This is a genomic window from Ralstonia pickettii (assembly GCF_001699815.1).
Taxonomy (GTDB): domain Bacteria; phylum Pseudomonadota; class Gammaproteobacteria; order Burkholderiales; family Burkholderiaceae; genus Ralstonia; species Ralstonia thomasii.
Genome location: NZ_MCGB01000065.1, coordinates 1 through 26,437 on the forward strand (window position 1 = coordinate 1; position 26,437 = coordinate 26,437).

A 26,437-nucleotide genomic window follows, 5' to 3' on the forward strand; every position below is an offset into this window, starting at 1 on the left:
TGTCAGGCTGGCTGCTGTTGGCAGCTGCCGTGGTCGGCGGCATCGTTTATGGGCCGGAAGTCTATGGCCTGCTGCGGATAAGCAATGAGGTCGACAAGATCTCGGACAACAACGCAGGTGTGAACGGCCCTTGGCCGCGCGCCAGCGATTCTTGCATTTACTGCCACGGCTTCGAAGGCAACGCCGTTACCCAGGCCTATCCGCGCCTGGCGGGGCAGAAGGAGGCCTATCTCAGGAAGCAGCTCAAGGCATTCGCCAGTGGCGAGCGTAGCGATCCGACCATGACGCCATTTGCGCTCAGCCTTTCGGAGCACGAGTTCGAGTCGATGGTGACGCATTTTTCGCAGATGACGCCGCTGCCGAACACGAGCTTCCATGCCGATGCGGTCCGTGTGGCACGTGGCGAAGGGCTGGCCAAAGCCAAGAACTGCGCCGCCTGTCATGGGCAGCAGCTAGAGGGGAAGGACGTGTATCCGCGATTGGCTGGGCAGGGCTACGACTACCTGGTCGATCAGCTCACGAACTTTAAGACCGGTAAGCGCCACGATGCCACCGGCGCGATGGCGGCGATGGCCGGTCCGTTGTCGCAACAGGATATCGAAGACCTCGCGCAATTCATCGCCAGCCGATAAGAAAGGATTGATATTCGTGGATAGGCGCAAGGGTGAAGACATTCATCGAAACCACCGGAATTCATCATGGAACCAAAATATTATCTTTATTGCCTCGCTGATTTCACCTTGATCACGACGTCGTTAATCTATGGGATCAAGCTTCTCAAGAAGCGAAACTTCCTGCTCGGGTTCGAGTGGCTGGTTGTGACATTCTCGGCGACGAACTTATTGACCAACGCATTAACCGGAGAGCAGGTTTTCCTGAGCATCTCGCTTTTTTGCGATGCGTTTTCCAGAACCGTCGGTGTACCGGTGATCGCGGTCGCCGGCATGATGGCCGTTACGCATCGATACAAGCCGTCGACTGGTGCGGATGTCATGTATGTGGTGGGCGGATTGGCGGCAACCGTCGTCGTATGGACAGCAGATTTCATGGTGGGGCCAAAGCCTTACTTCTATCTGGTGATGTGGTCTTTGTTCTCGGTTTACGTCGCTTACGTGATCAAGAAATTGCTAAGCGCCGGAGAGAAGCGGATCGCTTTCGGCGTGATCCTGGCGTTGGTATCCGCACAGACGATTGCCAGCATCTATGACTTCTACCATATACCGGGTGACGATGATCACGCGGTCTTCTATACGATTGCGATGCTTGTCTGGGCTTATCAGTCTGTGGTGTTTTATTACGCCTATTGCGCCTTGGAGCGCGCGCAGACACAGGAATGGAGCCTGAATCGGGGTTATGCCCTTGGCGGCCTGGAACGGACTTCGCAGTGATCACGCCGTTTTTGTAGACATTCCTTTTAGAGGCTCCCGGAACGAGTCGGCCATACACTTTTGGAGTGGGTGCCGTGAAGCGTCAAAGCCGCGAGCCGTCCGCTAAACGCTGGGTCCGACGCAAGAAAACCAGGCCGCAAGAGCTGGTCTCCGCTGCGTTGGACCTGTTCGTTGTGCGCGGCTGTGCGGCCACGCGGCTGGAAGATGTCGCCGCGGCCGCAGGGGTGATCCAAAGGCACCGTCTACCTGTATTTCGCCGGCAAGGAAGATCTGTTCAAGGCAGTGATCCAGGAAAACCTCTTGCCAGTGCTGGCTGAAGGCGAAGTCTTCATTGATACCTTTCAAGGGACCAGCGAGGCGCTGCTGCACGAGATTCTGATGCGCTGGTGGGAGCGAATTGGTGAATCCGCTGCCTCGGGTCGGACCAAACTGCTGATCGCCGAATCGGGCAACTTCCCCGATCTCGTGCAGTACTACAGCGTGGAAGTCATAGAGCGCTACGATCGGCTGTTTGCTCGCATCCCGGCGCGCGGCGATTTTCGAGAAACCGACGTGCATCAGATCACGTTGGCTCTGGTCCCACCGATGCTGTTTCTGAAGATGTGGAAGCTCTCCTTCGGCATCTGTGCAGCCAAGGCGCTGGAACCGAAGGTGTTCATCACGCCAGTGCCGATGCGGCGCTGCTCCTGCGCGATCCGTTTCCGGATACGGACAACGCGTTGACGGACATCTTCGACAAGGTCGATGCCGACGAGCGTCAGATATTGCAGTCAGTGAATCGGGCATTAGAGGCGCGTGTGGCGCGGCACCCTGGTTTCGATGCCAACACGCGCACTCCGACCGTACTGCTGGTGGTCGGTGTTGTCATGGCGGGGCTGTCGTTCTTTGAGGCCACTGTCTGAGTGGCCGATCGATGTGTTCGGGGTGCTGCGCTGCGATCAGCGCGGGCGACGCGCGGCATCGGCCGTCGGCTTCCAGTGCAGGACACCGAAGAGCAGCGTCAGCAGCACGCTATCGAACAGCGACCCCTTGTGCAGTGCCACCTGTCTGAAGCAGATGAGCACCTCAAGCACATGCACGCCCAGCAGCACCGCCGCCACGATGCGCAACCAGTGGATGGCGTCCGGCGTTAGCGGCAGCGCCGCCAGGTAACTGCAGACAGCGGTGCCATACACAGCCAGCAGCAGCAACTTGCCGGGGAGGGTGAACACGGTTGAGTCTCCAGAGAGGGATGTGGATTACGTTGATCGGCTCAGCTTGCGGTTCGTGCGGCCTTCGCGGCTTCCTGCTCCTGAAGCTCGCGCCACATGATCTTGCCGGTGCCCGATTTGGGCAATGACTCGACAAATTCAACAATGCGCGGTGCCTTGTAGGCCGCCATGTTCTCGCGGGCCCACGTGATGATGTCGTCTTCGGTCACGGCTTGCGTATGCCGTGCATTGCGCACGACGAACGCCTTCACAGTCTCGCCGCGATGTGTGTCGCGCGCGGCAATCACGCAGACTTCCTGAATCGCCGGGTGGTAGTACATCATGGTCTCGACCTCGGCTGGCCACACCTTGTAGCCCGATGCGTTGATCATCCGCTTCAGGCGATCCGCCATGAAGAAATAGCCATCCTCGTCCTTCCTGGCGAGGTCGCCGGTGCGCAGAAAGCGCTTGCCGTCGATCTCGATGAACGCTTCGCGCGTGGCTTCGGGATTGCGCCAATAGCCTTGCATCAGCTGCGGGCCGTGCGTCACGATTTCGCCGGTCTCGCCTTGCGGCAGCTCTTCAAGCGTTTGCGGGTCGACGATGCGGGCGTCGACATCGAAGATCGGAATGCCGAGGCAATTCGACTTCGGCCGGTGCGGCGGGTTGATGTGCGTCGGGGCGATCGTTTCCGACAGGCCGTAGCCTTCGATGTACTCGATGCCGGTCTTGTCATGCAGTTTCTTGGCGACGGCGTCCGGCATCGCCGCGCCGCCGCCGGCCACTACACGCAAGCTCGACAGGTCGTAGTCATCGAGCTTCGGGTTCGATAGGAAATCGACGGCCATGGTGGAGATGGACCACCATTCCGTCACCCGATGGTGTGCGATCGCGCGACCGACTGCATCACGATCCCAGCGCGGCAGCACGACGACGGTTGCGCCGCTGAACAGCGGCGCGTTCAGCCCACTCTGCATGCCGGTCACATGGAACAGCGGCAGTACCGACAGCAGGATCGAGTTCTGCGTGCCGCTCGCCCAGTTGACCACGCCGAGCGCGGTGCACATGACGCTGCGGTGTGTGTGCATGCAGCCCTTCGGCTTGCCCGTCGTGCCCGACGTATACGGCATCACGCAGAGATCGTCCGGCCCTGCGGTCAGTGGCCCTGGCGCAACGCGCGCATCCAGCATGTCGTTCCAATGCGTGACGCCAATGTGGTCACCACCGCTGATATGGCGTGGCGCACTGACGAACTCCGGCGGCGTGATGCTGGATGGCTGCTTCAGGTAATCGCTGTACGTCGCGACGATGGTGTGCGCAAGCTGTCCATCAGCATCGCCGACGAGCGGCGCGATGCGTTCGTACAAATTCTGCGCGACGAAGGCCGTGCGCGCGCCGCCGTCCTCTACGTAGTGACGCAGTTCATCCGTCATGTTCATCGGGTTGACGGGCACAACGACGGCGTTGGCGCGCAGGATGCCGTAATAGGCGAGCATCCATTGCGGGCTGTTCTGCATGTACAGCAGCACGCGGTCTCCGGCCTTCACGTCGCAGTGTTGCTGCAGATAGCCGGCAATCCTTTCGGTCTCGTCCTTGAACTGCGCAAACGTGATGGGCGTGTCGTAGAAGACGATGAACGGCTTGTCCGGATAGCGGGCTGCCGAAACCTCGGCGTTGAAGTACAGATTGGTCGCGGGCAGCGTCAGATGACGGGGAAGGTGCGCCGGCCAATGCGGAGAGGTTTCCGGGGGCATGTTTCGACTCCAAACTTCACGTGGGTAGTGGACAGGGTGTTAAGCCCGGACCGCAGTCGGCGCCGCGAGCGTCGGCGCGCGACGCAGCAACTGCCAGCCAAATACCAGCATCCAGAGCGGCAGGGCCAGGACGCCGACGGTTTCGCCCGCATCCGTGACTGCAGCAAGGCTAGGGAAGAAGCCGAACACGAAAAAGACGCCGAAGCCCCAGCCGACGATATGGAGAAGGAACGATCCGCGCCAGCCCGCCTTCTTGAGCAGTCTGGCGGCGATCGATGTCCAGAAGAACACGAGCGGGCCTTCCACCCACCAGAACCCGTTTTGCGTGGCATTGGCAATGGCGGTCCACACGGCGCCAGCTGCAACCTTCGCCCCTTCGTCCCCGCTGGCATACACATGCGCGAGCGGATGGATGGTCGACAACTGGAGCACCGCTCCGGCGATGCCGCAGACGATATAGACCGCAACAGCAATGGCGATCATCTCGCGCAGCGCCCCAAGCTCTTCTCGGAACGTGTGCAGGAAGTAGCCGCCGATGGCCACGAACGGCAGATAGAAGCCCAGCACGTCAGCCAGCATCCACCAGCGGAACAGGTCACGCCCTTCGGCAGACAACGCCAGCATTGCCGGGCCGTGGGGCACCATTTCGATGTCTCCGCCCGTGACGACCAACGAAAGGGCAAGGGTGGCGCAAGCCGCAATGCCGCCAAAGATGGCGCTCCAGGCCGTGAACCTGGCTACGTTATACGAGTTCATATGCATCAATCTCCAGGGATGCCTCAGGTGGTTGCATGACGGGTTTCTTGGTGATGGATCGCGGACTTCGCTACGGCGGCTTCCGCTTCTTCGCGCGTGCCGGACGTGACGCGGCTGACACCGCGGATCAGATCGACAGCCTTCTCACCGATCATGATGGTGGGCGCATTGGTGTTGCCGCCGATCAGCGTCGGCATGATCGACGCATCGACAACACGCAATCCTTCCAGGCCGTGCACGCGCAGTTGTGGGTCGACCACGGCCATCTCGTCCTGGCCCATGCGGCAGGTGCCAACAGGGTGATAGACGGTATCGGTGCGCTGCCGCAGGATTGCGCGGATGTCTTCGTCGGTCTTCACGTGCGAGGTGAAGAGGTCGCGTGTGGCCCACTTGGCGAGTGCGGGCGTCTGCATGAGCCCGCGCGTGATCTTGAAGCCGGCCACCATGTCTTCGACATCGCGCGGGTCATCGAAGAAGGCCGGGTCGATGAGCGGTGCGGCGAGCGGATCGTTGCTGCGCAGCGTGACCCCGCCCCGGCTGCGCGGACGCAGCAGGCAGACGTGGCACGAGAACCCATGGCCCAGGCGCATGCGCCGCGCGTGGTTGTCCACCATCGCCACCACGAAATGCAGCTGGATGTCGGGTGCCTCAAGCTCGGGGCGTGTCTTCAGGAAGCCACCACCTTCGGCGAAGTTCGTTGTCAGCATGCCGCGCCGCTCGCGGCGGAAACGCAGGATCTCGCCCAGCATGCGCACACCGCCGCCAAGTGAGACGCCAATTGTGTCGAGACTGCGTGCGCTGTAGCCGAAGACGAAGTCGGGATGGTCCTGCAGATTGCGTCCCACGCCCGGCAGATGCTGCACGGCCTGGATGCCAAGGCGTGCAAGTTCCTGTGCCGGCCCCACGCCAGACAGCATCAGCAACTGCGGCGTCTGGAGCGCACCTGCAGCCAGCACCACTTCGCGCCGCGCGCGCAGTGTGCGTACCGTGCCGTTCTGCAGCACCTCCACGCCAACGGCGCGCCTGCCTTCGAACAGGATGCGACGGACTTGCGCGTGCGTTTCGACCGTAAGATTGGCGCGTTGGCCGATGTGCGGGTGCAGATAGGCACGCGCCGCGCTCCACCGCTCGCCCTGCTTCTGGGTGACCTGGTAGATGCCGATGCCTTCCTGTTGCGGGCCGTTGAAGTCGTCCGTGAGCGGCAAGCCCGCCTGGCGCGCAGCTTCAAGGTAGCGTGCCTGGAAGGGATTGTCGGTGCGCAGGTCGCTCACGTTGAGCGGGCCGTTGCGGCCGTGCCAGGCGTTGTCGAAGCGCTCGTTGTGCTCGCTGAGGCGGAAGTAGGGCAGCACGTCGTCATACGACCAGCCGCCGTTGCCCAGCGACGCCCAGTGATCGTAATCGCTGCGGTGGCCGCGGATGTAGACCATCGCGTTGATGGCGGAGGAACCGCCCAACATCTTGCCGCGAGGCTGGTAGCCGATGCGCCCGCCAAGCCCGGCCTGCGGCACGGTATCGAATGCCCAGTTATTGAGGCGGGTTGGCACCATGGCGACCGCGCCCGCCGGGACCTTGACCATCATGCCGTCGCCATGCCCCCCCGCCTCGAGCACGCAAACCGAGACGTTCGGGTCTTCGGACAACCGGCCCGCGACCACGCAGCCGCCCGAGCCGCCGCCGACGATGATGTAATCGAACTGTTGATTCATGATGTTTCTCTCGACAAGCAACGGACGGGATCAGGCAATGCGCGACAGCACGCGCAGCAGCCAGTTGAAGGTATGGCCGTAGGGCGGGTGGAACAGCGCAGTGCCATTCCAGCGGGTCTGATGAAAGACCGGCTTGCGCTTGCTGAAGGTATCGAAGCCCCACTTGCCGTGGTAGGCGCCCATGCCGCTGGGGCCGACGCCGCCGAACGGCTGGCTCTCCTGTGCCAGATGCCACAGGCAATCGTTGATCGTCACACCGCCCGATACGGTTTCGCGCAGTGCGCGGTTGCAGCGCGATGCATCGTCACCAAACCAGTACAGCGCGAGCGGGCGGGCGTTGCGCTGGACATACGCCAGCGCATCGTCGAGGTTTGCGTATTCGACAATGGGCAGCACGGGGCCAAAGATCTCTTCACGCATGAGCCGCGTGGCGGCGGGTGCGCCAATCACGAGCGTGGGCGGGAGCTTGCGTGATGCCGCGTTGAACACTTCGCCAGCCGGGTTGACCTCGATCACTTGTGCGCCTGCGGTGCGCGCCTCGCGGACCATCTCTGCCAGGCGCGCACGGTGGCGTTCGCTGATGATCGCGGTGTAGTCGGGGTTGGCAGTCAGATTCGGATAGAGCTTCGTGATGGCCCGCTCCAGATGCGATGCGACGTTTTCCGCCGTACCTGTCGGCACGAGCAGGTAATCCGGCGCGACGCAGGTTTGCCCTGCGTTCAACAGCTTGCCGAATGCGATGCGTTGCGCCGCAACAGCGACATTGCACGACACATCAAGAATGGCTGGCGATTTGCCGCCGAGTTCCAGCGTCACCGGCGTCAGATTGGCCGCCGCCGCTTGCGCCACGTCACGCCCGACCTGCGTGGAACCGGTGAAGAACAGGTGATCGAACGGCAGGCTGGCAAAGGCCTTGCCGAGTTCGACATCGCCGATGGCGACATCGAGCTCATCCGGGTTGAATATCTCGCGCGCCATCGAAGCGAGCAACGCTGACAGCCGAGGCGTGAGCTCCGACGGCTTGATCAATACCCGGTTGCCTGCCGCAAGCGCCGCAAGCGCTGGCCCCAACGACAGTTGCAGCGGATAGTTCCACGGCGCAATGATGCCCACCACACCCAGCGGCTGCGGCATGAGCCGGTTGTAGCCGGGGCGGAAATGCAATGCGGTCGGCACGCGTTGCGTGCGCATCCACTGCTTCAGGTGGCGCCGCGCATGACGGATGCCCGCGCGCACGACAAACACTTCGGCAAGCCGGGTTTCATGCGCCGAGCGGCCTTGAAAGTCGGCGTCGATGGCACGCACGATGTCCGGCTCGTGCGAGTCGAGCCAGGCCGCGAGCCGATCGAGACGCGACAGGCGCGTGGCCAGTGTCGGGTCGGGGGCCAGCGCGAAAGCCTGTCTCTGGCGTTCAAAGCTGGCGACAAGCTCGGTGGGGGAGCCTTGCAGCATGGTGTCTCCTATGCGTTCTCGGTAGCGAGATCGCAGCAACGGCTGTTCTTGTTTTGGTTGTGCGTGGATGCGTACCGGCGAGGTGGTCGCCGCACGCCGGAACGTACTCAGGCGGAATGCGTGCTGGCGTTCATCTGTTCGGCTGCGGAAGCTGCCGTATTGCGTTTCGCATGTCCGGCGATCAGGTCGACCAGCAGCGGTACGACACCTTCCGAGATGTCGTGGCCCATGCCGCGGATGATGACCATCTCCGCATTGGGGATGGCAGCCGCAGTCGCGGTCCCCCCGCTGGTTGCCACCATCAGATCCCGATCGCCGTGCACCACCAGCGTTGGCACCCGGATACGGCGGACGTCTGCCGTCCTGTCGCCCGACTTCATGATGGCCTCCAGCTGGCGTGCCATGCCTTCGGCATCCTTCGCCTGCTGGCCGCGGTCCCACGCGTCGGCGGCGTAGGCGCGTCGCGCGGCGTCGTTCACGGGGTACGTCTGCGTGCCGATGTGGGCCATGGCCGCGCTGTAACGCTGCACGGCTTTGTAGCGCGTGCGTGCGGGCGGCTTGATAAGCATCAGCATGCTGGACATGGCCAGTTGGCCGACCTTTCGCGAGCCAGTGCTGGAGAAGATCGAGGTGAGCGACAGCGTGCGCTGCGGATGGCGGCCAGCGATGATCTGCGCGATCATGCCGCCCATCGACATCCCCACGATATGGGCGCGCGCCACACGCAGATGGTCGAGCAGGCCAACCGTATCGGCGGCCATGTCTTCGAGGTCATAGGCCGAAGGCTTCGGCAACCACAGGAATTGCCGCAGTAAGCCGGGCGGCTTCTGCGGGATGCGCGAGGAGCGGCCAACGTCGCGGTTGTCGAAGACGATGACGCGAAAGCCGCGTTGCACTAGGCTGTCGATCATGTTGGCGGGCCACGACGTCAGTTGCAAGCTTAGGCCCGCGATCAGCAGCAGGGGCTCTCCGCTCTCGGGGCCGTACGTGCGGTAGCAAAGGCGGACACCGGTCGGCGCGTCGCAGAACAGATCGCGCGCTTCGTCCATGGCGTGGATCGACATGATCAGGCTCCCACTGCTTGCTTCGCCTGCGAGCGCGCCGTGCTGCTCGCTTGGTGGGCATGCTCGAAACGCAGGAACGGGCTTTCGACCGGGCTGTCCCCCAGGTTGGCGACGTCGACGATGTAGTCCTCCGACATGATCCAGGGCGATTCCACGCCCTGGCATGGCATGCTCTGGACGGCGCGCTTGACGTAGCCGGAGCCGAGTTTGAGCAGCGGAAGCTTGGGCATGTCAGCGTCCGGGGTCTCCGGCACGCAGATCGCGGCGCCGGTGCGATCCATGTGGTCGAGCATGCGGCAGAAGTGTTGTGCCAGCAGCCCCAGCTTGAGCGTCCACGACGAGTTCGTGTAGCCGATGGAGAAGACGTAGTTCGGCACACCGCTAAGCATCATGCCCTTGAAGGTCACGGTGCTGTGCAGATCGACGGGCTCGCCGTCGACGATCAGCTTGATGCCGCCGAACAGGCGAATGTTGAGCCCGGTGGCCGTCACAACGATATCAGCGGGCAACTCCTGCCCCGATTCCAGCAGGATGCCGGTCTGCGTGAATGTCTTGATGTGGTCCGTCACCACAGACGCCTGGCCTTGGCGGATGGCCTTGAACAGATCGCCATCGGGCACCGCGCACAAACGCTGATCCCACGGGTCGTAGGGCGGGTTGAAGTGCACGTCGATCGGATAGCCCTTCGGCAACTGGCGCTTGTTGAGGAAGCGGATGAGACGCCGCGCAAATTTTGGCCGCTTCTTGCACAGGTACCAGATGCCGCGCGAAATGGCGATGTTCTTGCGGCGCACGAGCGCGTAGGCCCACGCGTGCGGTATCACCTTGCGTAGCGTGTTGGCGATGATGTCTTCCGAGGGCAGGCTCACGACATAGGTGGGCGTGCGCTGGAGCATCGTCACATGCTTGGCCTTGTCCGCCATGGCCGGCAACAGCGTGACGGCAGTGGCGCCGCTGCCGATCACCACGACACGTTTACCCGTGTAGTCGAGGTCTTCCGGCCAATGCTGCGGGTGCACGGTGCGGCCCTGGAAGCGTTCGATGCCTTCCAGCTTGGGGGTGAAGCCCTCATCGTGGTGGAAGTAGCCAGCGGCACTGAACAGCCATTTGGCCAGCATCGTTTTGCGTTCGCCCGTATCCGTGCGCTCGACCTCGACCGTCCACAGGGCTTGAGCGCTGGACCACGATGCTTGAATCACCTTGTGCTGCAGGCGGATGTGGCGATTGATCCCATACTCGGCGGCGGTCTCGCGCAGGTAGGACAGGATATCCGCCGCCCCTGCAATCGACTTCTTGTACGGCCATGGCTTGAACTCGTAGCCGTAGGTGTGCATGTCCGAGTCGGAGCGGATGCCGGGATAGCGGAACAAGTCCCATGTGCCGCCGGTGACAGCGCGCGATTCCAGGATGACGTAGGTGGTGCCCGGGCGCTCCGTCTCCAGATAACGCGCAACACCGATGCCAGACAGGCCGGCGCCTACGATGAGGACATCCACATGCTCTGTGGGCGGAAGGTGATGTACGGTCACAGCGTGTCTCCAGATTGGGTCGAGGTGCCCAGGGGTGGGGAGCAATTTTGTTGGCAGCGCCGTGGTCAGCCCCGAGGTTTTCGGGCCGCGTTCCGAACCCTGCGTCGCTGCCACACCCAGGCCCCGCCCAAAAAATGCCACCTAAAGCACGTTTTATCGGCCTACAGTTAGCGTTATAACGGCCAAATATTAGCGTTGCATTGGCCTAAATTCAAGCCGGCGCGGGGTAGGGAAAACACCCAGCCGATCGGGCGCAAAGGATATGCATGCCGTCTAGTCTGTGTGCGGGAATACACGCGCCACGAAAAGGCGCCGCTATGCCGCTGAAGCCGATCCCGCCCTTCCGTCCATCCTGGCCGCTGCGCGTCAAAGTTGTCAGGTTGGTAGGGGTCATCGGGCTCGCTACGGGCTCCCACTGGGGAAGCAACCTCCAGCAGCACGTCGATCCACTCGGTGGCAAGCGGTGGTCAAACCAGATTGGGGTCATGCCAAGATGAGGCCAGTTCGCTATCATAAGCCTTCAAGTAATGAAGGCGGCGCGAATCATACGTTTCAGTAATTAAGGATCACGGCGCTTTCGTCCGCTGGCCAACGCGTCCTGGTGTTGCCTTCTTCAACTCGCTCACCAGCCGGCGCGTTGTTTCCGCTTCGGTTTCGGCGCGCTCAGCCCGCCGTAGCGCCTCCTCCAGCAACGACTGGGTCTGCACCAGTTCTTCGGCCGTTTCACGCTGCCGCGTGGCGGCTCCCTCCGCCTGCTGCCGCACTGCGCCCAGTTCCATGCGCAACGTGCCGATCGCATTGGCATGTGTCACGGCGCTTTCTTGCATCGCGGTACGCGCGGCCACAACCTGCGCACGTAGCTCATCGGCCAGCTTGTCGCTTTTCTGACGGGCGGTGCGCTCCTGGTCGATCTCGCGCAACGCACGTTTCTCGTGGCTGGCGGCACGCTCTTCTGCTGCATCCGCGCGGGCCCGCTCACGATCGAGCTGCGCGCCAAATTCAACCCGAGCCTGTGTGAGCTGCTGTGCCGCCTCGTCCAACTGCCGGCGGGTCTCCTGCAGACGCGCTTCGGTTGCTGCGTGGCCCTGGCGCTCAGCAGACAGCATTTCTTGAAGCGCGGCAAGCTGCCCGCGCACCGAGTCCAGCTGTGCCTGAATGACCGCGGTCGCTTGTCGCGCGGTTTCGCTTTCCGCAGTGGCTTGGTCGCGCGCGGCTTCGGCGGCGTGCGCCTGGTGGCGCGCTTCGGCCCGCAGTGCGGCCAGTTCGGTGGCCGCCGCGGACGAGGCCGCTTGCCAGATGGCCAACACTGCCTCGGCGGCAACCTGCTTCAAGGCCTCGGGGAGATCTGGGTGGTCGATCGTCACCCGTGTTTTGTCGCGCAGGTCCTGCCAGAACCGGTTCAGCACGTGGGAAGGTGTGCTCATGCTGCCCTTGCGCACCAGACTGTAGAGCTTGTTGGCCGTCGGTGTGACGCCATAGCGGAAAAACAGCAGCGCGCAGACTTCGCGGTACAGCTCCCGCGTCTCGGTGAAACGGCCGCGCAGCGCCGCGATATCGGCCTGCAGCGCTTGGTCTTCGGCGGTGGATGCGGGGTCAAGCGTCATGACGGGCCTGGATTTCAGTTCGAATGAGTCAATAATATGCCGTAAACCGCGTGATTTCATAATTTCAAGTACAAACTTGAGACATAAGTACGCTTCTGTCTAGACTATACTGCGCACTGGCCCCGCACAATACGCCTCGCCCGAGGTGACCTCGCAGGCGGTTGATTGTCCTACGTTGAATCACTATGATTGGTTTCTAATCGACATGATTGGATGACGCCGAACCTCATGAATCTCTCCGATATGCCCTCCACCGGTACCGGCTGGGATCGCCTTGAAGCCGCCTTCAAGGAGGAGCGTCCCCTGCAGCCGATCCGCAAGATCGTCGTCAAAGGCTCGGTCGACATGGTGTTCCGGCGCGCGGACACGCCAACGCTGGTCGTTGCCGGCGAAACGGCGGATGCGGTGACCTCGGTCCGGACCGCCTACAAAGGCGACAAACTGGTGATCGAGCGCGAAGGCGTGTCGATCCGCTTCGGCAGCAGCCACATGACCTTCCACGGCACGGTCGGCTCGGTGGTCTTGGGCGACATCGTGAACGGCAAGCCCACCGGGCCGGCCATTTCCCTGCACCAGCCGCGCGCGGTGGTCGGCATCGCGCTGCCCGAGTTCCCGGCGATCAAGATCAAGGGCAGCGGCGATGTCACCTTGCTCGATCTGCAGCAAGACGCCTTGGACCTGGAAATCCCGGGTTCGGGCGATATCACCGCCAGCGGCCACGTCGCCCGCTTGCACGTGCAGGTCGTGGGCTCTGGCGATGTCGATGCCAGTGCGCTGATCGCCGAGTCGGCCGACCTGTCGGTGGCGGGTTCCGGCGACATTGACGCCTTCGTGCGGACCGAGGTGCGCGCCCGCGTGGCCGGCTCGGGTGACATCGTCGTGCGGGGCAACCCGCTGCGCTGGGACGACCACGTGGCTGGCTCCGGCACGATCAAGTTTCGTTGACGGCGGCAGGCCCAGCACTCCGCTGCATTGACCCGATTTCAGGAGGACGCCATGTCCAAAGCCGAAACCCGCGTATTGACCGCACATGTCCCAGTGCCGCTGGCCGAGAAGGTGGACCAGTTGGCCGACCGCCTCGAACGCTCGCGCGGCTGGATCATGAAACAGGCACTGTCGGCCTGGATCGCCCAGGAAGAGGAGCGCGACCGCCTCACCCGCGAGGCGCTGGCCGACGTGGACGCCGGCCGCGTCATTGGCCACCAGGCCGTGCAGGCCTGGGCGGACAGCCTGGGTGCCGGTGAGCCGGTGCCGCGCTGATGGAACTGCAGTGGACCAGCAAGGCGCAGGAAGACCTCACGCGCCTGTATGAGTTTCTCGCGCCGGTGAACAGGCCGGCCGCCGCGCGCGCGGTGCAGGCTTTGGTCAAGGCGCCAGAAATCCTGCTGACCAACCCGCGCGTGGGCGAGCAACTGTTCCAGTTCGAACCGCGCGAAGTGCGGCGCATGCTCGTCGGCCAGTATGAAATGCGCTACGAGATCCGGGGCGAGAGCATTTACCTGCTGCGGCTGTGGCACACCCGCGAAGACCGATAACAGGGAGCAAGACCATGCTGGAGTACCGACTGACGCCGAACCATGCCGGCGTCGCATTGTGGTGGGATTTCGCGGCGCTGGAGCGCCTGCACGGCTTCATCCACTACGTCGTGCAGGAAAGCGTCTACATCGAGGACAAGGAAGGCTTCGTGCTCGGCTTGGCGTACGACGTGCGCAAAGCCTATTCGGGGCAGCGCAGCGTGGACCAACGCGGCGATACCAAGGACGACCGTTGCCGTATCTACGGCGTCGAAGTCCTGTGGCCCGTACTCCTGACGCAAGTCGGGGTGCTGCGCCAGGCCATGGCCTTCATCCCGACCAACAAGCTGGACCAGTCGATCATGTTCGAGCTGGAGCACGTGGTCGAATCGGCGGTGCGCGCCGCCACGCCGGTGTTGGCCGATGAAGTCATCCACCGCACGCGGTCCGCTGCGAGCGCCACCTATGTCCACCTAGACAGCGTGCTCGATAGCCGCTGCCGGTACTTCATTGCACTGCCGCCCAAACAGCGCCTCAAGATGCTGCCCAAGGTGATGGCGACGTTCGACCCGATGTACGGGATCTTGGCCAAGTCGGATATCACGTTGCGCCCCGATGTCATCCCACCCACCGCCTTCGTCGACAGCGACGAAGACTGGCCGGACTTCGAGTGGTGAAACGCCCGCACGCTAGGACGGCGGCCCTGCATCGATGACCCATCCCGTTCCATCGTTCAACGGTCCCGCGGTGGCCATCGAGCAGTTGCGCATCCCGCCAGCGCTCTCGGGCCTTCACGGCGCCAACCGCGCACGCGAAGCGAGCCGCCAAATCACGGCGGATGACGACCTGGCCGCCGTGGCTGCGTGGCTCGCCCGCTATGCCGGCGTGCCCGGCACGGTCGCCACCTACCGCAAGGAAGCCGAACGCCTGATACTGTGGGCGATTCTCCAGCACGGCAAGCCGCTGTCTTCACTCACCCACGAGGACCTGCTGCTCTACGAGCGCTTCCTGGCCGACCCGCAGCCAGCTTGGCGTTGGGTGATGGCCTCACGCAAGAAGCTGGCGAGAAGCTCGCCCGACTGGCGCCCCTTCGCCGGTCCACTGTCGCCCACGAGCGTGCGGCATGCGATGACGATCCTCAACGCGCTCTTCGCCTGGCTGGTGCAAGCCGGATACCTCGCCGGGAATCCGCTCTCGCTCGCGCGCCGTCGCAGCGCCAAGACAGCCCCGCGCGTGACGCGCTACCTCACGCATGCGCATTGGGACATCGTCAAAGCCACGATCGAAACCCTGCCCGTCGCGACGGAACGCGACCGGCTGCACGCGGCCCGTTGCCGGTGGTTGTTCTCCGTGCTGTATTTGGCCGGCCTGCGCTTAGCGGAAATCGCCTCCACGCGCATGGGCGCCGTGTTCTCTCGCCGGGACGCGGCGGGCGTCGAGCGCTGGTGGATCGAGGTGCACGGCAAAGGCGGCAAGACGCGCCTGGTGCCCGCCACCGATGAACTGATCGCGGAGCTGGCGCGCTATCGGCGCATCTGCGGCCTGCCGCCGTCACCGCAGATCGGCGAAACACGCCCTTTGCTGCTGCCCGTGATCGGCCCGGAAAAGCCGTTATCGCGCGCGGCGATTCACCTGATCGTCAAGGAGGTGTTCAAGCTCGCGGCCGACCGCGTGCGTGCACAGGGTCCCGAGTTTGGCGCGCAGGCTGACGTGCTCGCCAGCGCATCGTCCCACTGGCTGCGCCACACGGCCGGCTCGCACATGTCCGACCAACAGGTGGACCTGCGCTTCGTGCGTGACAACTTCGGCCATGCGTCGCTCGCCACGACGAGTGTCTACCTCCACGCGGAAGATGACGCACGCCACCAGGCAACGCAAGCCAGCCACCGGCTTGGCTGGAACTGAGCGTACCCAATTCTCGATGGCATGCTCCACGCGCGGCGGCTGCCGGCATCACCCACGAAAACGGGCAAATCGCCATGGCAGCCAGCGCATCGAAGGCGCCACCATGAGCTGGCCAACGAAGCGTGGCGACGCCTTCTACGTTGGCTTTCGGGCCGAATGGCTCGGCTAGTCGGCTGGGCTCAGGTGTTCCAGTGGCTCCAATGATTGGCGCATCCGCTCCAGTGCCGCGAGCCAGTCGCCAAGCTCCATCAGCACCGCGTCGACTTGTTCAACCAGTGTCGGTCCATCCGTGCTGTAGGCTAGGCTCGCGTCGTTAATCACGGTATGAGCCATGCCGTGCAGGCGCAGCAGATCGTCGCGCAACCCGTCCGGCGCGCATCGTGCTCGAATCCCATCGAGCAACTCCACCGCATGCAGAATGGTGCGGGTATCGAACGACTGCCGGAGCCCCTGCAATGCTTCGCTGTCGACATCCCCGTAGGGGGTCTTGGTCTCAGGCATGGCGAGCCCTGCGGACAGCGCGGGCGGGTCCCGCGAACAACCCATCGCGAATCCAGGCCTCCGGTACGCGCTCTAGGTGCAGCTTGTAGTCACCAAAGCGCTTGATGTTGTGGGTCAGATAAGGACTCAGGAATTCGATGTCGGCGACGTTCACTTTGATGCCCTCGCTGACCATCGTGCGTAGGGCCTGCATCAGGTCTGCGGTGTTCTGGAGGATCACGGCCGAGGCGATCAGGTCGTTGTAGCGCAGGCGTTTCTGCTGCTCCTCGGGCTCGTTTTCCGCGATCACGTCACCACCGAACGAGAACCACTTCGCAAAGCCGTTGTACGACTCGATCTTGTTGGTGGTGGCGGTCACTTCCTGGCGCAGCTCGCGACTGCCGACCCATTCGAGCAGGTACACGGTGCGCACGACGTTGCCCAGTTCTCGCGCGGCCAGGTAGAGGCGGTTCTTGCGGCTCTCCGAGCCCAATCTGCGCAGCAGCAGCGGCGAAGAGATGGTGCCGGCCTGGATCGACAGCGCCACCTGCATCAGGTCCTGCCAGTGAAAAGCGATCAGATCCCAGTCGACCACCGCCGAGAACAACGAATCGATGTGCTTGTATTTGACGCCGGCATCGGGCTTGTACAGATCCAGTTCCTTCCAGTTGCGAATGCGGGGCATCAGATTGATGCCAAGCAAGTGGGTGAAAGCGAAGACCGCCGCCGACTGCCCCTGCGTGTCGGCGTGCACGGTGTCGGCCTCGACGCTCAGGTTGGCCTTGAGCAGCCCTTCGATGACATAGATGGCTTCCCACACACCAGGCGGGATGAAGTGCCGAAACACCGCGATGTAATTGTCGGCCACATGCCGGTAAGCCACGGCGCCCATCTTGTGGTAACGAAAATGATAGCCGGCCAGCAGATTGTTGTCGTAGAAGTCGTATTGGGTACCGTCGGCGGCCACCGTTTTGCCGTCGCCCCAGTGTTTAGGCAAATCCAGGCGCAGGTACAGCTCGATCAGCTCGCGCTGCGCGGTCTCCAGCTTCTCCAGGCTCATGTGCCGCCGGTTGACGAACGACATCATATGGGGGGTGACGCGATCGCCCATATGGCGCGCAGCTTGAGTGGGTCCGAGATTGCAACCCATCGCGAAGATCGTCAGCAGATAGCGTTCGGCGGCGTTGCGGATCTTAGGATCGTTGCCGGAGAGCGGCCCGAAGTGCCGGGTGAACTGGGTCCAGTGCTCGATATTGGCCAGCACGTCGAGCAGGTTGCGCGTCGGCATGCGGCGGATCAGCGCCTGCTGCAAGGCAACGGCCGAGGGCGGAGTTTCGCGCGCAGCGGTGCGCTTGAGTAAGGGTTCGCCGTCAGCGCTGATGGTGACGTGCTGGCGCTTGTCCGGAAAACTTTTGTCCAGCGTCTGCGCGGCGTCGGCCAGCCACTGCTTGAGGTGCGCGACGAACTCCTGCGCGTTGGCCGGCAGATCCAGCTTGGCGCAGTACTCTGGCAAGCGCCGCTCGCACTCGCGCCACGGCAACAGGTGGCCCCGGTAGTCGGCAAAGGCGTCTGACCCCACCACGCACAGATCACCCGAGCGCAACTCGTTGACCATGTGGGACAGCACGCACAACTCCAAGTAGCGCCGGTTGGTGGGCGGACCCTCGTGGTGCGCTCGCCGGACCAGCTTGCGCCAGCGCTCGGAGGCAAAACTGAGATCGACTTCAGCAGCGATCCACTCCCGGTGCAGTGATTCGTTTTCCAGCGCGACCTCCAGCCCGGCTAACAACGTGCGTGATTGGCTGGTCGACTCCCACTCCAACACGCGGGCGAGGCGCAACATCACCGAACGGTGGGCGCGGAAGTGCCGCCACAACAGCGGCAGATAGTTGTTGCCGCTGAAAGCCCGCACTTCGGCGCAGCGCTCGCGCAGGGGCTCCAGGTCGCCATTGGGAGCCAACAGCTTGCGCACCTGCGCGCCGATTCGGGCATCGTCACCGCCATCGGCGACGATATCGACGACACCGTCCAGCACGGTGACAAGGCCTTCGAGCTTGGCGCGCTGGCGAGACTGGATGTATTCCAGTTCGTCCTGGGCCCGCTTGTGGATCGCGCCCATACGCCGGATAAACATTTCGGCGAGATCGTCGCGACTGCGCACGCGCATGTGAGCAAGCAAGGCCACGATCAACGTATAGCGCTTCTCAGGCAGCGTTTCCTTGAGGTTGGCTGCGTCCAGGCCCATGGCCTGGTTGGCCAGCGAACGTAGCTTGGTGGCAGGCACGCCTTCCAGGACGCCGGATAGGTCGCCAAAAGAATCCAACCACTCCAGATGCTCGATCAGCAGGTTCAGGTGTTTGCGCGAGGGCCGCCGGGCATGTCGCTTGATGTTGTTGTAGGCGGTCTGCCGGTTGGCGAATTCGCGCGTGAGAAGCTTGTCCAGGCGCTGCCGATCCTCTTCAGAGAGCCGGCGTGCGACCCGCCTGAACATTGCGTTTTGGGTGCGGGCATGGATTTGCTCGACGATGGTGTCGAGCGTTGAGAACGCAGGCAGTTCAACCTGCTGCAAGATCAGCGCATCAATAGTCGCGTTGATAATGTCCACCGGCTGATCCATCGTCTCGGCCGCTTCACGTGCAGCGCGGATGGTGACCTCATTGGCGTCGGTGCCAATGTAGGGTTGCACGCCGAGGAATTGCCGCACGACGACGTAATGCCGGAACAGCGTGGGAGAGACTTTGCGGTCGTAACCGAACGGCGTATCGGGGTCCAACCCCGCGCAAACTCGCACGTGATCGACTACGGCGGTGGGAATCGCATCAAGATAGGGGAAATAGTGCAGTTGCTGGAAGATCTTGAGCAGCACCAAGAGACCTAGGCGCGGACTCTGGCCGCGGGTCGAGCGGGTTGCCCAGTCCAACTCCTCAGCGGTCGGCGTGTAGCAGGCCTGCAGCTCTTTCGTGGAGAAGACCTTTGGGAAACGCGGGTAGGCAGTGCGCTCGACGGTGGCCATACAGGGATCTCCACAATCGCTGAAGGGCCGGCCAGTCTAGCCGACGGCAAAGGCGGAAATCCAGAGGCTCTTTATAACCAAGAGGCATGCATGCAAACTTCTACATAACTGGCGGGCTTATGATAGCGAATTGGCCTTATCTTGGCATGACCCCAGATTCGTACTGGTGGGCGGCTCGTGCTGAAGCCGTATCCGGGGAAGGAGGCCTCGCAATACGATGCTAGGGGGCTAGCGCTAGAAGGTGTAAAGGAGACAGCTTTGCCATGCAGGCAGATCTGGAAGTGCTGCGGAATTTGCGCATCGCGCGAGTGACAGCTGACAAAACGCACTCTGTTCGTCTTGTGGATATTCCCCAGCCATTTCGTGCTGAGTTTCGCGCATGGATGTTTTTGGGCCGGCGCCCAGGAATTGAAGGAGAGGGCTGGTGGCCGCCATTCTCGTGCTGTTGTCGACATGCCTCCTAGTGTGCAGGCGATACCTGACAGCGCGCGCAGTGGTTCTGATTGACCGGGTTCCGGCGGCGATGGCATGGTGCATCACGCCAAGCCCGTAAAGTTGACTTTGTAAGGCGTCTAGCGTCGGGAGTGTCCCGCTCGGGCCTTGGCTGTGACGGTGATGCGGTTTTAGGGAGCGACCGGTTATCGCACGGCTAGTGCGGCCAGCGGGACCGAGTAGCGGGTATCCGTACGCTGCGCCGTGGCATTCAGGACGCGGCTCGTCGCCACTATTACAGGAAGATCGCTAAGAGTAAAAAACGCCTGCTGGATGCAGGCGTCTCGAAGCGAGAGGTGTTGGATTTGCTGATGTGTTGCCGGTCACGCAATTGCCGGTTTCGTGCCTGTCTGGATTGCACGCAGCGCCTGTTGTAGACGTAGCCAAATCCGGTGGCGATTTAACATAACACAAATTCTGCGTCATTCGCCTGTTGGTGCCAAGTTGTAATGTCCGGTTATAGCAGTCGACGAACCTAAAAATGCGTCGGGTCCAGACGTACAACTGTGTCGAAATGCTTTGTGAGGCACAGACTGATTAGTCGGCTCATTGTTACGTTCATCTGTGACGGGTTGATCGCCACCTTGCCTGGTGGCGCAGCGCTCAATCGCCTTCAATATCGGCGTTGGCATCGTTGCGCACGAAGCCTGTGTCATGAAGGACGAAGACATCATCCCCAATTGGCCGGTGCTCGACCTGCGTCACACGCCAGACAGCGGACGCCTTGGCGTCAGACCAGATCACCATCGGTAAATGTTCACGCGCGCTCCAGCAGATCCGATTCAGGGTATTACCCTGCGACAGCACGTACCAACGGCATGCCGACGCGGGTATCGGCGCTCCCGCAGGCGCGCTGGTTGGGGCAAGACGATACTCGCCGACCGGATGGCGCAGGCCGTGGGCGAGGTCGAACCAGTCGCTGAAGTGGCCAAGGCGAATCAAGTTATTGCGATCAATTCGCGTGGTGATTCGCTTCCGATAGTCCACCACCGTCATCTGATATTCGAGCGGGTCGGCAGAATTCCGAACGACATACGTGTCAAGAACCTCATCTGTCTTGCGCCGCAGGCGCACTTGCCCGTCGCGCCAGACCTGCAGCACATGCACGCCATCGCTGCCTGTGAACTCGGCCCGATAGAACAGCGCTGCAGGTTCGTCACCGGACTGGAAGACCGATTCGAACGTCCCCGCCGGGCGACCGGCCGCGGCTGCCGGTGCCAATACCGAGCACAGCAGCGCCGCGCCTGTCGCCCAACCGCTTGCTTTACTGACGGACAGCCTTGGCATAGTCAAAGTATCGATAGGTTTTACCGTCAACGCTCAGATCCTTCACGGCCAGGTTGATGGTGTAGCTGCCCTGCGTCAGCGCAGCATCCTTTGTCGCTCCCGTCGGGTCGGTCGGCACCTCAAAGCTGAGCCCCGTTGCGGGTGACACCGGATTTACCGTCGACGCCTTGACGCTCGGCGCAGTCGGGCTTGCCGGATTGAGCAGCGCTTCGTTCAGGATGCGGCCATCAGCCTGCGGCATCGACAGGCCCAACAGGTAAGCAACCGTCGGCGCCACGTCAACGTTGCCTGTGGGATTGGTCACAACGGTGCTGGAGCGGAAGGATGGGCCGCTCGCAATCAACGTGTTATGCACGTCTGTCGTACCGAAGCTACCGTGCATGCCACGCTGGCCGCCCGCGCTTTCGAACTCGATGCCGGGCATGCCCTTGATCGCGACCTGATCATCCCAGTTGAAGCTGACCACCACATCAGGCTGACCATTGTTCTGCCGCTGCGCGTTTTCCAGATTGACCATGGACATGGGCAGCGTGCCAGGCAGCGCGCCATACCGGCTATCGACGAAGATCGCGCCATACTCTTCGCGTTGCTGCAGCACCTTCACAAGATTCTGTACTGTGGTCGCGTCATGGCTTGGCACATAGAAGTAATCGGACCCGCCGTTTGCGGCCACCACAATGCCATTGGCCGTGAGGTTGCCCGGGGCAGGCACCTTGAAACTGGCAACAGGCGTCGCCAGGCTTGCGCTGATAGCCTGGTACTTCGTATTGGCCGTGCCACACAGCGAGCCGGTCGTGTCAACCTTGACTGGCACGGTGGGCGTACCGTTTGCCTGCAGACCGTACATGGCGGAGGTTGTACAACCCGAGCCGTCGTATGCCTTGAATCCCCGATAGGTCAGCAAATCGGCCGAGCGAACGTCGCCAGAGAAGGAGTAGCCCGTGGCTGACACCGCACCAATGGCAGCTGCATCCGTGCCGCTGGTTGCGCCATTGACTGGCGTGCCGCCGGGTGCCGTTCCCGAAGGCGTGATGGCGCGCAGTGGGTAAAGCGAAAGCGGGCCAGAAACACTAGAGTGGCCATGGTCCGAGACAACGATCAGGTTGGTACTTGCGTACAGGTTGTTCGCCTTCAGTGCACTGACCAGCTCGCCGAGACGCTGATCCTGTGAGCGCAAGCCGGCAATCGCATTCGCCGACCCCGGGCCATAGCCGTGCTCGACGTTATCGGGTGTGCGGAACCAGATGAGCGAAAGCATCGGCTGCTTCATCGGCAGGATGTAGTTGGTGAACACCGACAACATGTATTTGTTGGCGGCATCTTCAGGGGCCCCCTGCGTGGTATCACTGCTGTCGCGGGCTGCGACGGCGGTCACGCCACTCGCACTGTCATAGGCCGTTGTGTTGAAGGTGATGTAGCCGGCGCGCGCGGTCGGATCTCCGTTCGTCGCGGCCAGCGTGACAGCGTTGGACCCCGAGTATCCAAACTGCGTATTGAACGGCAATGCATAGCCGGCGCTCTGCAGTTCGGTGACGAGGCTACGCGGCTGTACCGTGTTCTCATCAAGGAAGTACCCACCCTGCCCCAGATCCTGGATAAACGCAGCTCCCGACTTGCCGACGGTCGCAGTCGTCAGGCCTGTAGCCTGGGCCGCAGCAAAGAGGCTCTTCACCAGAAGCAGCTGCCCCCCGTAGTAATTGTTCAGAGTGGTCAGGACTTGGTAGTCCTCGGTGAAGATCGGGTCGACATAGTCTGCCGATGCAGCCGCAGTTTTGGTGCTATTCGGCGTCCCGAGGTTGCCCGCGGGAATGCTGTTGGTCGCTCCCTGCGGCGGCGTCCAGAAGGTGTTGCCATAGAACCCGCTGGTCTTCGGGAACGCGCCTGTCGCAAAGGACGAGCCGTTCATCATCGTGAAGGTCGGGTACGTCGAGTGGTTGTCGCTGAAGTTGACACCCGCCTGGCGTAATGCATACAGATTTGGTGTATCGGTTGCATTGACTGAGTCGGGGCGCAGCCCGTCCCAGACCATGACGATTGTTCGCGTTGGCTGGCTCTGCGCAGCAGAGGTGCCATTGCTCAATACTGAGTCGCCACCGCATGCGGCGACGAGAACGCTTCCAGCCAAGGCGGCTGCCAAGCCGTACATGTGTTTCATGTTCAATCCCCTGGAACCAACATTTAGTACTGGCACCGGAGACTAAATTTGATGCATGACGGAACTGTGACGTCGCACAGAAGCTGCCGCGAAAGCAGTTGGCGTTGTCGAGTATGAGTTGGTTTCGGCGTGAAGGCGGTGCAAAGACCAAGATGACCTTATGCGGACCCTACTCGGAAATTGGAGCTATCCAGAAATGACGATCTCGAGCGCAGCGGCACATCCTCAAGGCATCGTCTGCGACCCAGTCGCTCGGAACAGCCCATCGCGCTCATGAAATACGACGCATAACGGCGTCCACGACATTCAGAGCCCGAGCAATCCCGCTAGGCATGCAACGTTCCGAGCAAGATACCGACGCATTCTCGACTCATTGACCAGCATTACCGCTCCTTGCTGGACAGTCCTCTGTTCGCAGTCGCCCCAGCGTATTAACCTAGATGCGCAACGAGGAGGACTTGTGAAAAGGCTCTATAAGTCATTGGCCCCCAGACATTACCGAAGCGGCGAAGCGGCAAAACTGGCTCGCATGTCGGCATCCACCTTGCGCATTTGGGAACGCAAATACGCTGTCGTCGCGCCGCCGAAAAGTGCATCGGGCCAACGTCTCTACACAGAGGAAGACATAGAGCGCTTGCGCCTGATCAGAGGTCTTGTCGATTCCGGCCACGCTATCGGTGCGGTTGCGAGTCTCAATGTGGAGTCTCTAAGGGCTCTCGTGCGATCGTCCGGAACCGTTCATGCGGCAAAGGGCGAGCCTATTTCGCTTTTGATGGTAGGGCCAGTGCCGATTGCCATCGCGAATTCGGCCTCAGACAGCATGTATGTTTGCGGACATCCCGGATCGCTTGAAGAAGCGTTTCGGGACGCGCGAGCAGGATTGAGGGCGGATGCGTTGCTTGTCGCCGTTCCTTCGCTCACGGAGGACACCATCCTACGCATTGTGGCGCTGGCGGAAGCGGCGCACGCAAAAGCGATCAGCGTGATCTTCACATCGGGCACACCCCGCGCAATTGAACGGGCGAGCCTCGGTGGCTTGCGTGTAGTGCCACAATCCGATGCTGAAGTCAGGCCGGAGTCGCTGATCGCAGAGCTGGTCGATTGGGCTACGGCCCTCCGCCAGGCAGACATTTTGAACGCTGACACGCGCTCGCGCGCGGCGCGTCGCTTCGACGACAAGGCGCTCGCTGCTTTCGCGGGGCTGACTTCAACGATCCAGTGCGAGTGCCCACGGCACTTGGCCGAACTCGTAATCCAACTCAGTGCGTTCCAACGTTACAGCGATGCGTGCCTATCCCGCTCGCCTCGCGATGCGTTGCTGCATCGCCGTCTCGGTAACGTCGCGAATCGTGCGGTACAGCTGCTTGAGACCGCCCTGGCTGAGGTCGTGCGTCACGAAGACCTGCTCAACAGTGCCAAGCGCTAACTCGCTCCGGCGCGACACGCGATGGTGACCGTGATGCGGTTTGAGCGGAATTTAGTCAGGCCACGACCGTTGTGCCTTCTCTGTCCGGTTGGGAACATATCAGGAAGTGATGATGGGATTTGTATGGATTACTGGAGCTAGCGGCGCTGTGGGCTCCGCCCTGGCACGTCGCTTGAACAGCTCAGGCATTCCGCTGGTACTCACAGCGCGAGACCAGAAGAAGTTAGAACAGCTCGCTGACGCGCTCCAGCCGGCCTCGGTTCTTGTCTGCCCGGCCGACGTCACAGACCGCAGTAGCGCTCAGCTTGCTATTGAAGCCGGTGTCACCCGATTCGGCGCGCCGGCAGGCCTCGCACACTGCGTCGGATCGATCATCGTCAAGCCGCTCCATTTGACTTCAGAGGACGATCTCAAGCAGGCGCTCGATGCGAATTTCTTTTCGGCGTGGAATGCGTTGCGCTTGTTTGTGCAACAAGCCGTTCACCAAAAAGTGCACGCAAGCGCGGTCTTAATCGGCTCGGTTGCCGCCACTGCCGGCTTCCCGAATCACGAGGCAATTGCTAGCGCGAAGGCAGCCGTCGCGGCGCTTGCGCAGTCAGCAGCTGCAACGTATGCAGATCGCAATATCCGCGTGAACTGCATTCACCCGGGGCTGACCTCGTCAGCAATGTCATCTCGACTGACAAGTGTTCCAACAGTTGCGGAGCGGCTTGCAAAGGCAAATCCGCTGGGCAGGCTCGGACAAGGAGACGATACCGCGGCGCTTGCGGAATTCCTGCTCAGCCCTGCAGCATCCTGGATCACCGGCCAACAGATCGGCGTGGACGGTGGCCACGGGCGATTGGTCACACCACCAAAGTCATGAGTACGCATACGACAAGCGTACGCGGCTTGGCAGTCCTACTCGGGATCACCGGCCTCATACCGTTTATCGTGCTGACCGGGCTATGTCTGGGGGACACATCGAGCCGCGGTGAATACCAACGCTCGCTTCTGGTGTACGCGACGTCCATTACGTCGTTCGTAGGTGCAGTGCACTGGGGTCTCGCCCTTCGCGCGGAAACCGCAACGCGCATGCACACCTTGCAGCTTGCCTGGAGCATTGTTCCATCGCTCGCGGCATGGGCCGTGGCCGTCAGCAGCGAGCCGCCCGCCGCTCTTGTCAGGATGGCAATCGTGTTGGCCATCTGTTGGTTGACGGATGCAGGGTTTGCGCGTTGCGGAGCAATACCGGCCTGGTATTTTCGGTTACGCAGCGTACTGACCCTTGTAGCAACGGCGTCGCTAGCGCTTTCGGGTTTTGCAAGCGCGCGCTAAGTCCGAGGGCCGTGCACTACGGGGATAGGATGTTGCGTCAAACTAAACAATCTCATCTGCTCAGGAATCTGTTTGAAGTCTGTTTGGAGGACCACGTGGCAATCGATTCAAAAAACGGAGCGGTCATCTACAGGAACATCGGTTTGGGCGACATCGCCCGCTACCGCTTGCCCTGGGCCGGTAAGGTGTCCATCCTGCACCGTGCCAGCGGTGCGCTGATGTTCCTTCTTCTTCCGTTCGTGCTGTACTTGTTCGAACAAAGTCTCACGTCGGAAATCAGTTTCGCCAAGTTCTCGGCGCTTCTGTCCAACGGTTTTGCCAAGGTCGTCGTCCTCGCGCTCATCTGGGCTTATCTGCACCATTTCTGCGCTGGCGTCCGTTACCTGATCCTCGATCTGCATATTG

At 62.0% G+C, this 26,437-nt stretch carries 24 protein-coding genes and 1 pseudogene; 13 read left to right on the forward strand and 12 right to left on the reverse strand.

The genetic code is table 11. The features are described 5' to 3' along the window. The 4 genes and pseudogenes from BEK68_RS12880 to BEK68_RS12895 form a co-directional block, all read left to right on the forward strand. Positions 1-632: c-type cytochrome (locus tag BEK68_RS12880; protein WP_081311588.1), on the forward strand; the 632-nt coding region annotated here is incomplete at its 5' end. Positions 633-698: 66 nt separating this feature from the next. Continuing rightward, positions 699-1,388: a hypothetical protein gene (locus tag BEK68_RS12885; RefSeq protein WP_015855717.1), complete on the forward strand. Its 690-nt coding sequence runs from the start codon at positions 699-701 to the stop codon at positions 1,386-1,388. A gap of 74 nt (positions 1,389-1,462) precedes the next feature. Then, positions 1,463-2,111: pseudogene (locus tag BEK68_RS12890) on the forward strand (TetR/AcrR family transcriptional regulator). After that, positions 2,108-2,290, forward strand: coding sequence for a hypothetical protein (locus BEK68_RS12895; protein ID WP_024542196.1), 183 nt, complete (start codon positions 2,108-2,110; stop codon positions 2,288-2,290). The pseudogene BEK68_RS12890 and the gene BEK68_RS12895 overlap by 4 nt, the downstream one beginning before the upstream one ends. Positions 2,291-2,326: 36 nt before the next feature. Here the strand turns inward: BEK68_RS12895 and BEK68_RS12900 are convergent, their stop codons facing one another. The 8 genes from BEK68_RS12900 to BEK68_RS12935 all read right to left on the reverse strand — a co-directional run bounded on the left by BEK68_RS12900 (position 2,327) and on the right by BEK68_RS12935 (position 12,443). Continuing rightward, entirely contained in the window at positions 2,327-2,599 is a 273-nt protein-coding gene (locus BEK68_RS12900) for a hypothetical protein (RefSeq protein WP_015855719.1), read from the reverse strand. A 41-nt stretch (positions 2,600-2,640) separates the two neighbouring features. Then, positions 2,641-4,332: a long-chain fatty acid--CoA ligase gene (locus BEK68_RS12905; protein ID WP_015855720.1), complete on the reverse strand. Its 1,692-nt coding sequence runs from the start codon at positions 4,330-4,332 to the stop codon at positions 2,641-2,643. A gap of 39 nt (positions 4,333-4,371) precedes the next feature. Next, complete coding sequence (locus BEK68_RS12910) at positions 4,372-5,088, reverse strand: hypothetical protein (RefSeq protein WP_015855721.1); 717 nt, start codon at positions 5,086-5,088, stop codon at positions 4,372-4,374. Between the two features lie 23 nt (positions 5,089-5,111). Further along, complete coding sequence (locus BEK68_RS12915; RefSeq protein ID WP_015855722.1) at positions 5,112-6,794, reverse strand: GMC family oxidoreductase; 1,683 nt, start codon at positions 6,792-6,794, stop codon at positions 5,112-5,114. A gap of 30 nt (positions 6,795-6,824) precedes the next feature. Next, positions 6,825-8,246 carry a coniferyl aldehyde dehydrogenase gene (locus tag BEK68_RS12920; protein WP_015855723.1) on the reverse strand — a complete coding sequence of 474 codons (1,422 nt, stop codon included), beginning with the start codon at positions 8,244-8,246 and terminating at the stop codon, positions 6,825-6,827. Positions 8,247-8,353: 107 nt separating this feature from the next. Then, complete coding sequence (locus BEK68_RS12925) at positions 8,354-9,310, reverse strand: alpha/beta fold hydrolase (RefSeq protein WP_015855724.1); 957 nt, start codon at positions 9,308-9,310, stop codon at positions 8,354-8,356. Between the two features lie 2 nt (positions 9,311-9,312). Then, a complete protein-coding gene (locus tag BEK68_RS12930) occupies positions 9,313-10,839 on the reverse strand; it encodes a flavin-containing monooxygenase (protein ID WP_015855725.1) in 1,527 nt (508 codons plus the stop codon). Positions 10,840-11,405: 566 nt separating this feature from the next. Next, positions 11,406-12,443 (reverse strand): DNA-binding protein, encoded by a 1,038-nt coding sequence (locus tag BEK68_RS12935; protein ID WP_004637342.1) that lies wholly within the window; start codon positions 12,441-12,443, stop codon positions 11,406-11,408. A 228-nt stretch (positions 12,444-12,671) separates the two neighbouring features. Here BEK68_RS12935 and BEK68_RS12940 point away from each other — a divergent pair, with 228 nt between their 5' ends. Genes BEK68_RS12940 through BEK68_RS12960 form a run of 5 tightly spaced genes read left to right on the forward strand, consistent with a single transcriptional unit; the run spans position 12,672 to position 15,862 of the window. Further along, on the forward strand, positions 12,672-13,388 hold the full coding sequence (locus BEK68_RS12940) for a head GIN domain-containing protein (RefSeq protein ID WP_238563858.1): 717 nt from the start codon (positions 12,672-12,674) through the stop codon (positions 13,386-13,388). A 51-nt stretch (positions 13,389-13,439) separates the two neighbouring features. After that, a complete protein-coding gene (locus BEK68_RS12945; protein ID WP_004637345.1) occupies positions 13,440-13,703 on the forward strand; it encodes a CopG family ribbon-helix-helix protein in 264 nt (87 codons plus the stop codon). Then, positions 13,703-13,978: a type II toxin-antitoxin system RelE/ParE family toxin gene (locus BEK68_RS12950; RefSeq protein WP_004637348.1), complete on the forward strand. Its 276-nt coding sequence runs from the start codon at positions 13,703-13,705 to the stop codon at positions 13,976-13,978. Before BEK68_RS12945 ends, BEK68_RS12950 begins: the two co-directional genes overlap by 1 nt. 14 nt (positions 13,979-13,992) lie before the next feature. Then, positions 13,993-14,634, forward strand: coding sequence for a DUF6904 family protein (locus tag BEK68_RS12955; protein WP_004637349.1), 642 nt, complete (start codon positions 13,993-13,995; stop codon positions 14,632-14,634). Between the two features lie 34 nt (positions 14,635-14,668). Next, a complete protein-coding gene (locus tag BEK68_RS12960; protein ID WP_004637351.1) occupies positions 14,669-15,862 on the forward strand; it encodes a tyrosine-type recombinase/integrase in 1,194 nt (397 codons plus the stop codon). Positions 15,863-16,027: 165 nt separating this feature from the next. Here BEK68_RS12960 and tnpC read toward each other — a convergent pair whose 3' ends face one another. The 4 genes from tnpC to BEK68_RS12980 form a co-directional block, all read right to left on the reverse strand. Next, positions 16,028-16,363 carry a Tn3 family transposase post-transcriptional regulator TnpC gene (tnpC, locus tag BEK68_RS12965; RefSeq protein ID WP_012430353.1) on the reverse strand — a complete coding sequence of 112 codons (336 nt, stop codon included), beginning with the start codon at positions 16,361-16,363 and terminating at the stop codon, positions 16,028-16,030. After that, a complete protein-coding gene (locus tag BEK68_RS12970; RefSeq protein ID WP_004637366.1) occupies positions 16,356-19,355 on the reverse strand; it encodes a Tn3 family transposase in 3,000 nt (999 codons plus the stop codon). Before BEK68_RS12970 ends, tnpC begins: the two co-directional genes overlap by 8 nt. A gap of 1,095 nt (positions 19,356-20,450) precedes the next feature. Beyond that, the gene (locus BEK68_RS12975) at positions 20,451-21,134 is read right to left on the reverse strand and encodes a hypothetical protein (protein WP_012430364.1); all 684 of its coding nucleotides are present in this window, start codon (positions 21,132-21,134) and stop codon (positions 20,451-20,453) included. Then, on the reverse strand, positions 21,112-23,289 hold the full coding sequence (locus BEK68_RS12980; protein WP_012430365.1) for an alkaline phosphatase family protein: 2,178 nt from the start codon (positions 23,287-23,289) through the stop codon (positions 21,112-21,114). The genes BEK68_RS12975 and BEK68_RS12980 overlap by 23 nt, the downstream gene beginning before the upstream one ends. 460 nt (positions 23,290-23,749) lie before the next feature. Here BEK68_RS12980 and BEK68_RS12985 point away from each other — a divergent pair, with 460 nt between their 5' ends. From BEK68_RS12985 to sdhC, 4 genes are all read left to right on the forward strand, one after another. Beyond that, a complete protein-coding gene (locus BEK68_RS12985) occupies positions 23,750-24,715 on the forward strand; it encodes a MerR family transcriptional regulator (protein ID WP_012430366.1) in 966 nt (321 codons plus the stop codon). 112 nt (positions 24,716-24,827) lie between these two features. Then, positions 24,828-25,580, forward strand: coding sequence for an SDR family NAD(P)-dependent oxidoreductase (locus BEK68_RS12990; protein ID WP_012430367.1), 753 nt, complete (start codon positions 24,828-24,830; stop codon positions 25,578-25,580). Continuing rightward, positions 25,577-26,032 (forward strand): DUF3429 domain-containing protein, encoded by a 456-nt coding sequence (locus BEK68_RS12995; RefSeq protein WP_012430368.1) that lies wholly within the window; start codon positions 25,577-25,579, stop codon positions 26,030-26,032. Before BEK68_RS12990 ends, BEK68_RS12995 begins: the two co-directional genes overlap by 4 nt. Before the next feature lie 95 nt (positions 26,033-26,127). Then, positions 26,128-26,437 (forward strand): succinate dehydrogenase, cytochrome b556 subunit (sdhC, locus tag BEK68_RS13000; RefSeq protein ID WP_065851743.1); only part of this gene is annotated, 310 nt, incomplete at its 3' end.

Coding starts and splice junctions, on each gene's coding strand:
- BEK68_RS12885 (WP_015855717.1), top strand. CDS start 699: ATGGAACCAAAATATTATCTTTATTGCCTCGCTGATTTCACCTTGATC.
- BEK68_RS12905 (WP_015855720.1), bottom strand. CDS start 4,332: ATGCCCCCGGAAACCTCTCCGCATTGGCCGGCGCACCTTCCCCGTCAT.
- BEK68_RS12910 (WP_015855721.1), bottom strand. CDS start 5,088: ATGAACTCGTATAACGTAGCCAGGTTCACGGCCTGGAGCGCCATCTTT.
- BEK68_RS12915 (WP_015855722.1), bottom strand. CDS start 6,794: ATGAATCAACAGTTCGATTACATCATCGTCGGCGGCGGCTCGGGCGGC.
- BEK68_RS12920 (WP_015855723.1), bottom strand. CDS start 8,246: ATGCTGCAAGGCTCCCCCACCGAGCTTGTCGCCAGCTTTGAACGCCAG.
- BEK68_RS12925 (WP_015855724.1), bottom strand. CDS start 9,310: ATGTCGATCCACGCCATGGACGAAGCGCGCGATCTGTTCTGCGACGCG.
- BEK68_RS12935 (WP_004637342.1), bottom strand. CDS start 12,443: ATGACGCTTGACCCCGCATCCACCGCCGAAGACCAAGCGCTGCAGGCC.
- BEK68_RS12940 (WP_238563858.1), top strand. CDS start 12,672: ATGAATCTCTCCGATATGCCCTCCACCGGTACCGGCTGGGATCGCCTT.
- BEK68_RS12945 (WP_004637345.1), top strand. CDS start 13,440: ATGTCCAAAGCCGAAACCCGCGTATTGACCGCACATGTCCCAGTGCCG.
- BEK68_RS12950 (WP_004637348.1), top strand. CDS start 13,703: ATGGAACTGCAGTGGACCAGCAAGGCGCAGGAAGACCTCACGCGCCTG.
- BEK68_RS12955 (WP_004637349.1), top strand. CDS start 13,993: ATGCTGGAGTACCGACTGACGCCGAACCATGCCGGCGTCGCATTGTGG.
- BEK68_RS12960 (WP_004637351.1), top strand. CDS start 14,669: ATGACCCATCCCGTTCCATCGTTCAACGGTCCCGCGGTGGCCATCGAG.
- tnpC (WP_012430353.1), bottom strand. CDS start 16,363: ATGCCTGAGACCAAGACCCCCTACGGGGATGTCGACAGCGAAGCATTG.
- BEK68_RS12970 (WP_004637366.1), bottom strand. CDS start 19,355: ATGGCCACCGTCGAGCGCACTGCCTACCCGCGTTTCCCAAAGGTCTTC.
- BEK68_RS12975 (WP_012430364.1), bottom strand. CDS start 21,134: ATGCCAAGGCTGTCCGTCAGTAAAGCAAGCGGTTGGGCGACAGGCGCG.
- BEK68_RS12980 (WP_012430365.1), bottom strand. CDS start 23,289: ATGAAACACATGTACGGCTTGGCAGCCGCCTTGGCTGGAAGCGTTCTC.
- BEK68_RS12990 (WP_012430367.1), top strand. CDS start 24,828: ATGGGATTTGTATGGATTACTGGAGCTAGCGGCGCTGTGGGCTCCGCC.
- BEK68_RS12995 (WP_012430368.1), top strand. CDS start 25,577: ATGAGTACGCATACGACAAGCGTACGCGGCTTGGCAGTCCTACTCGGG.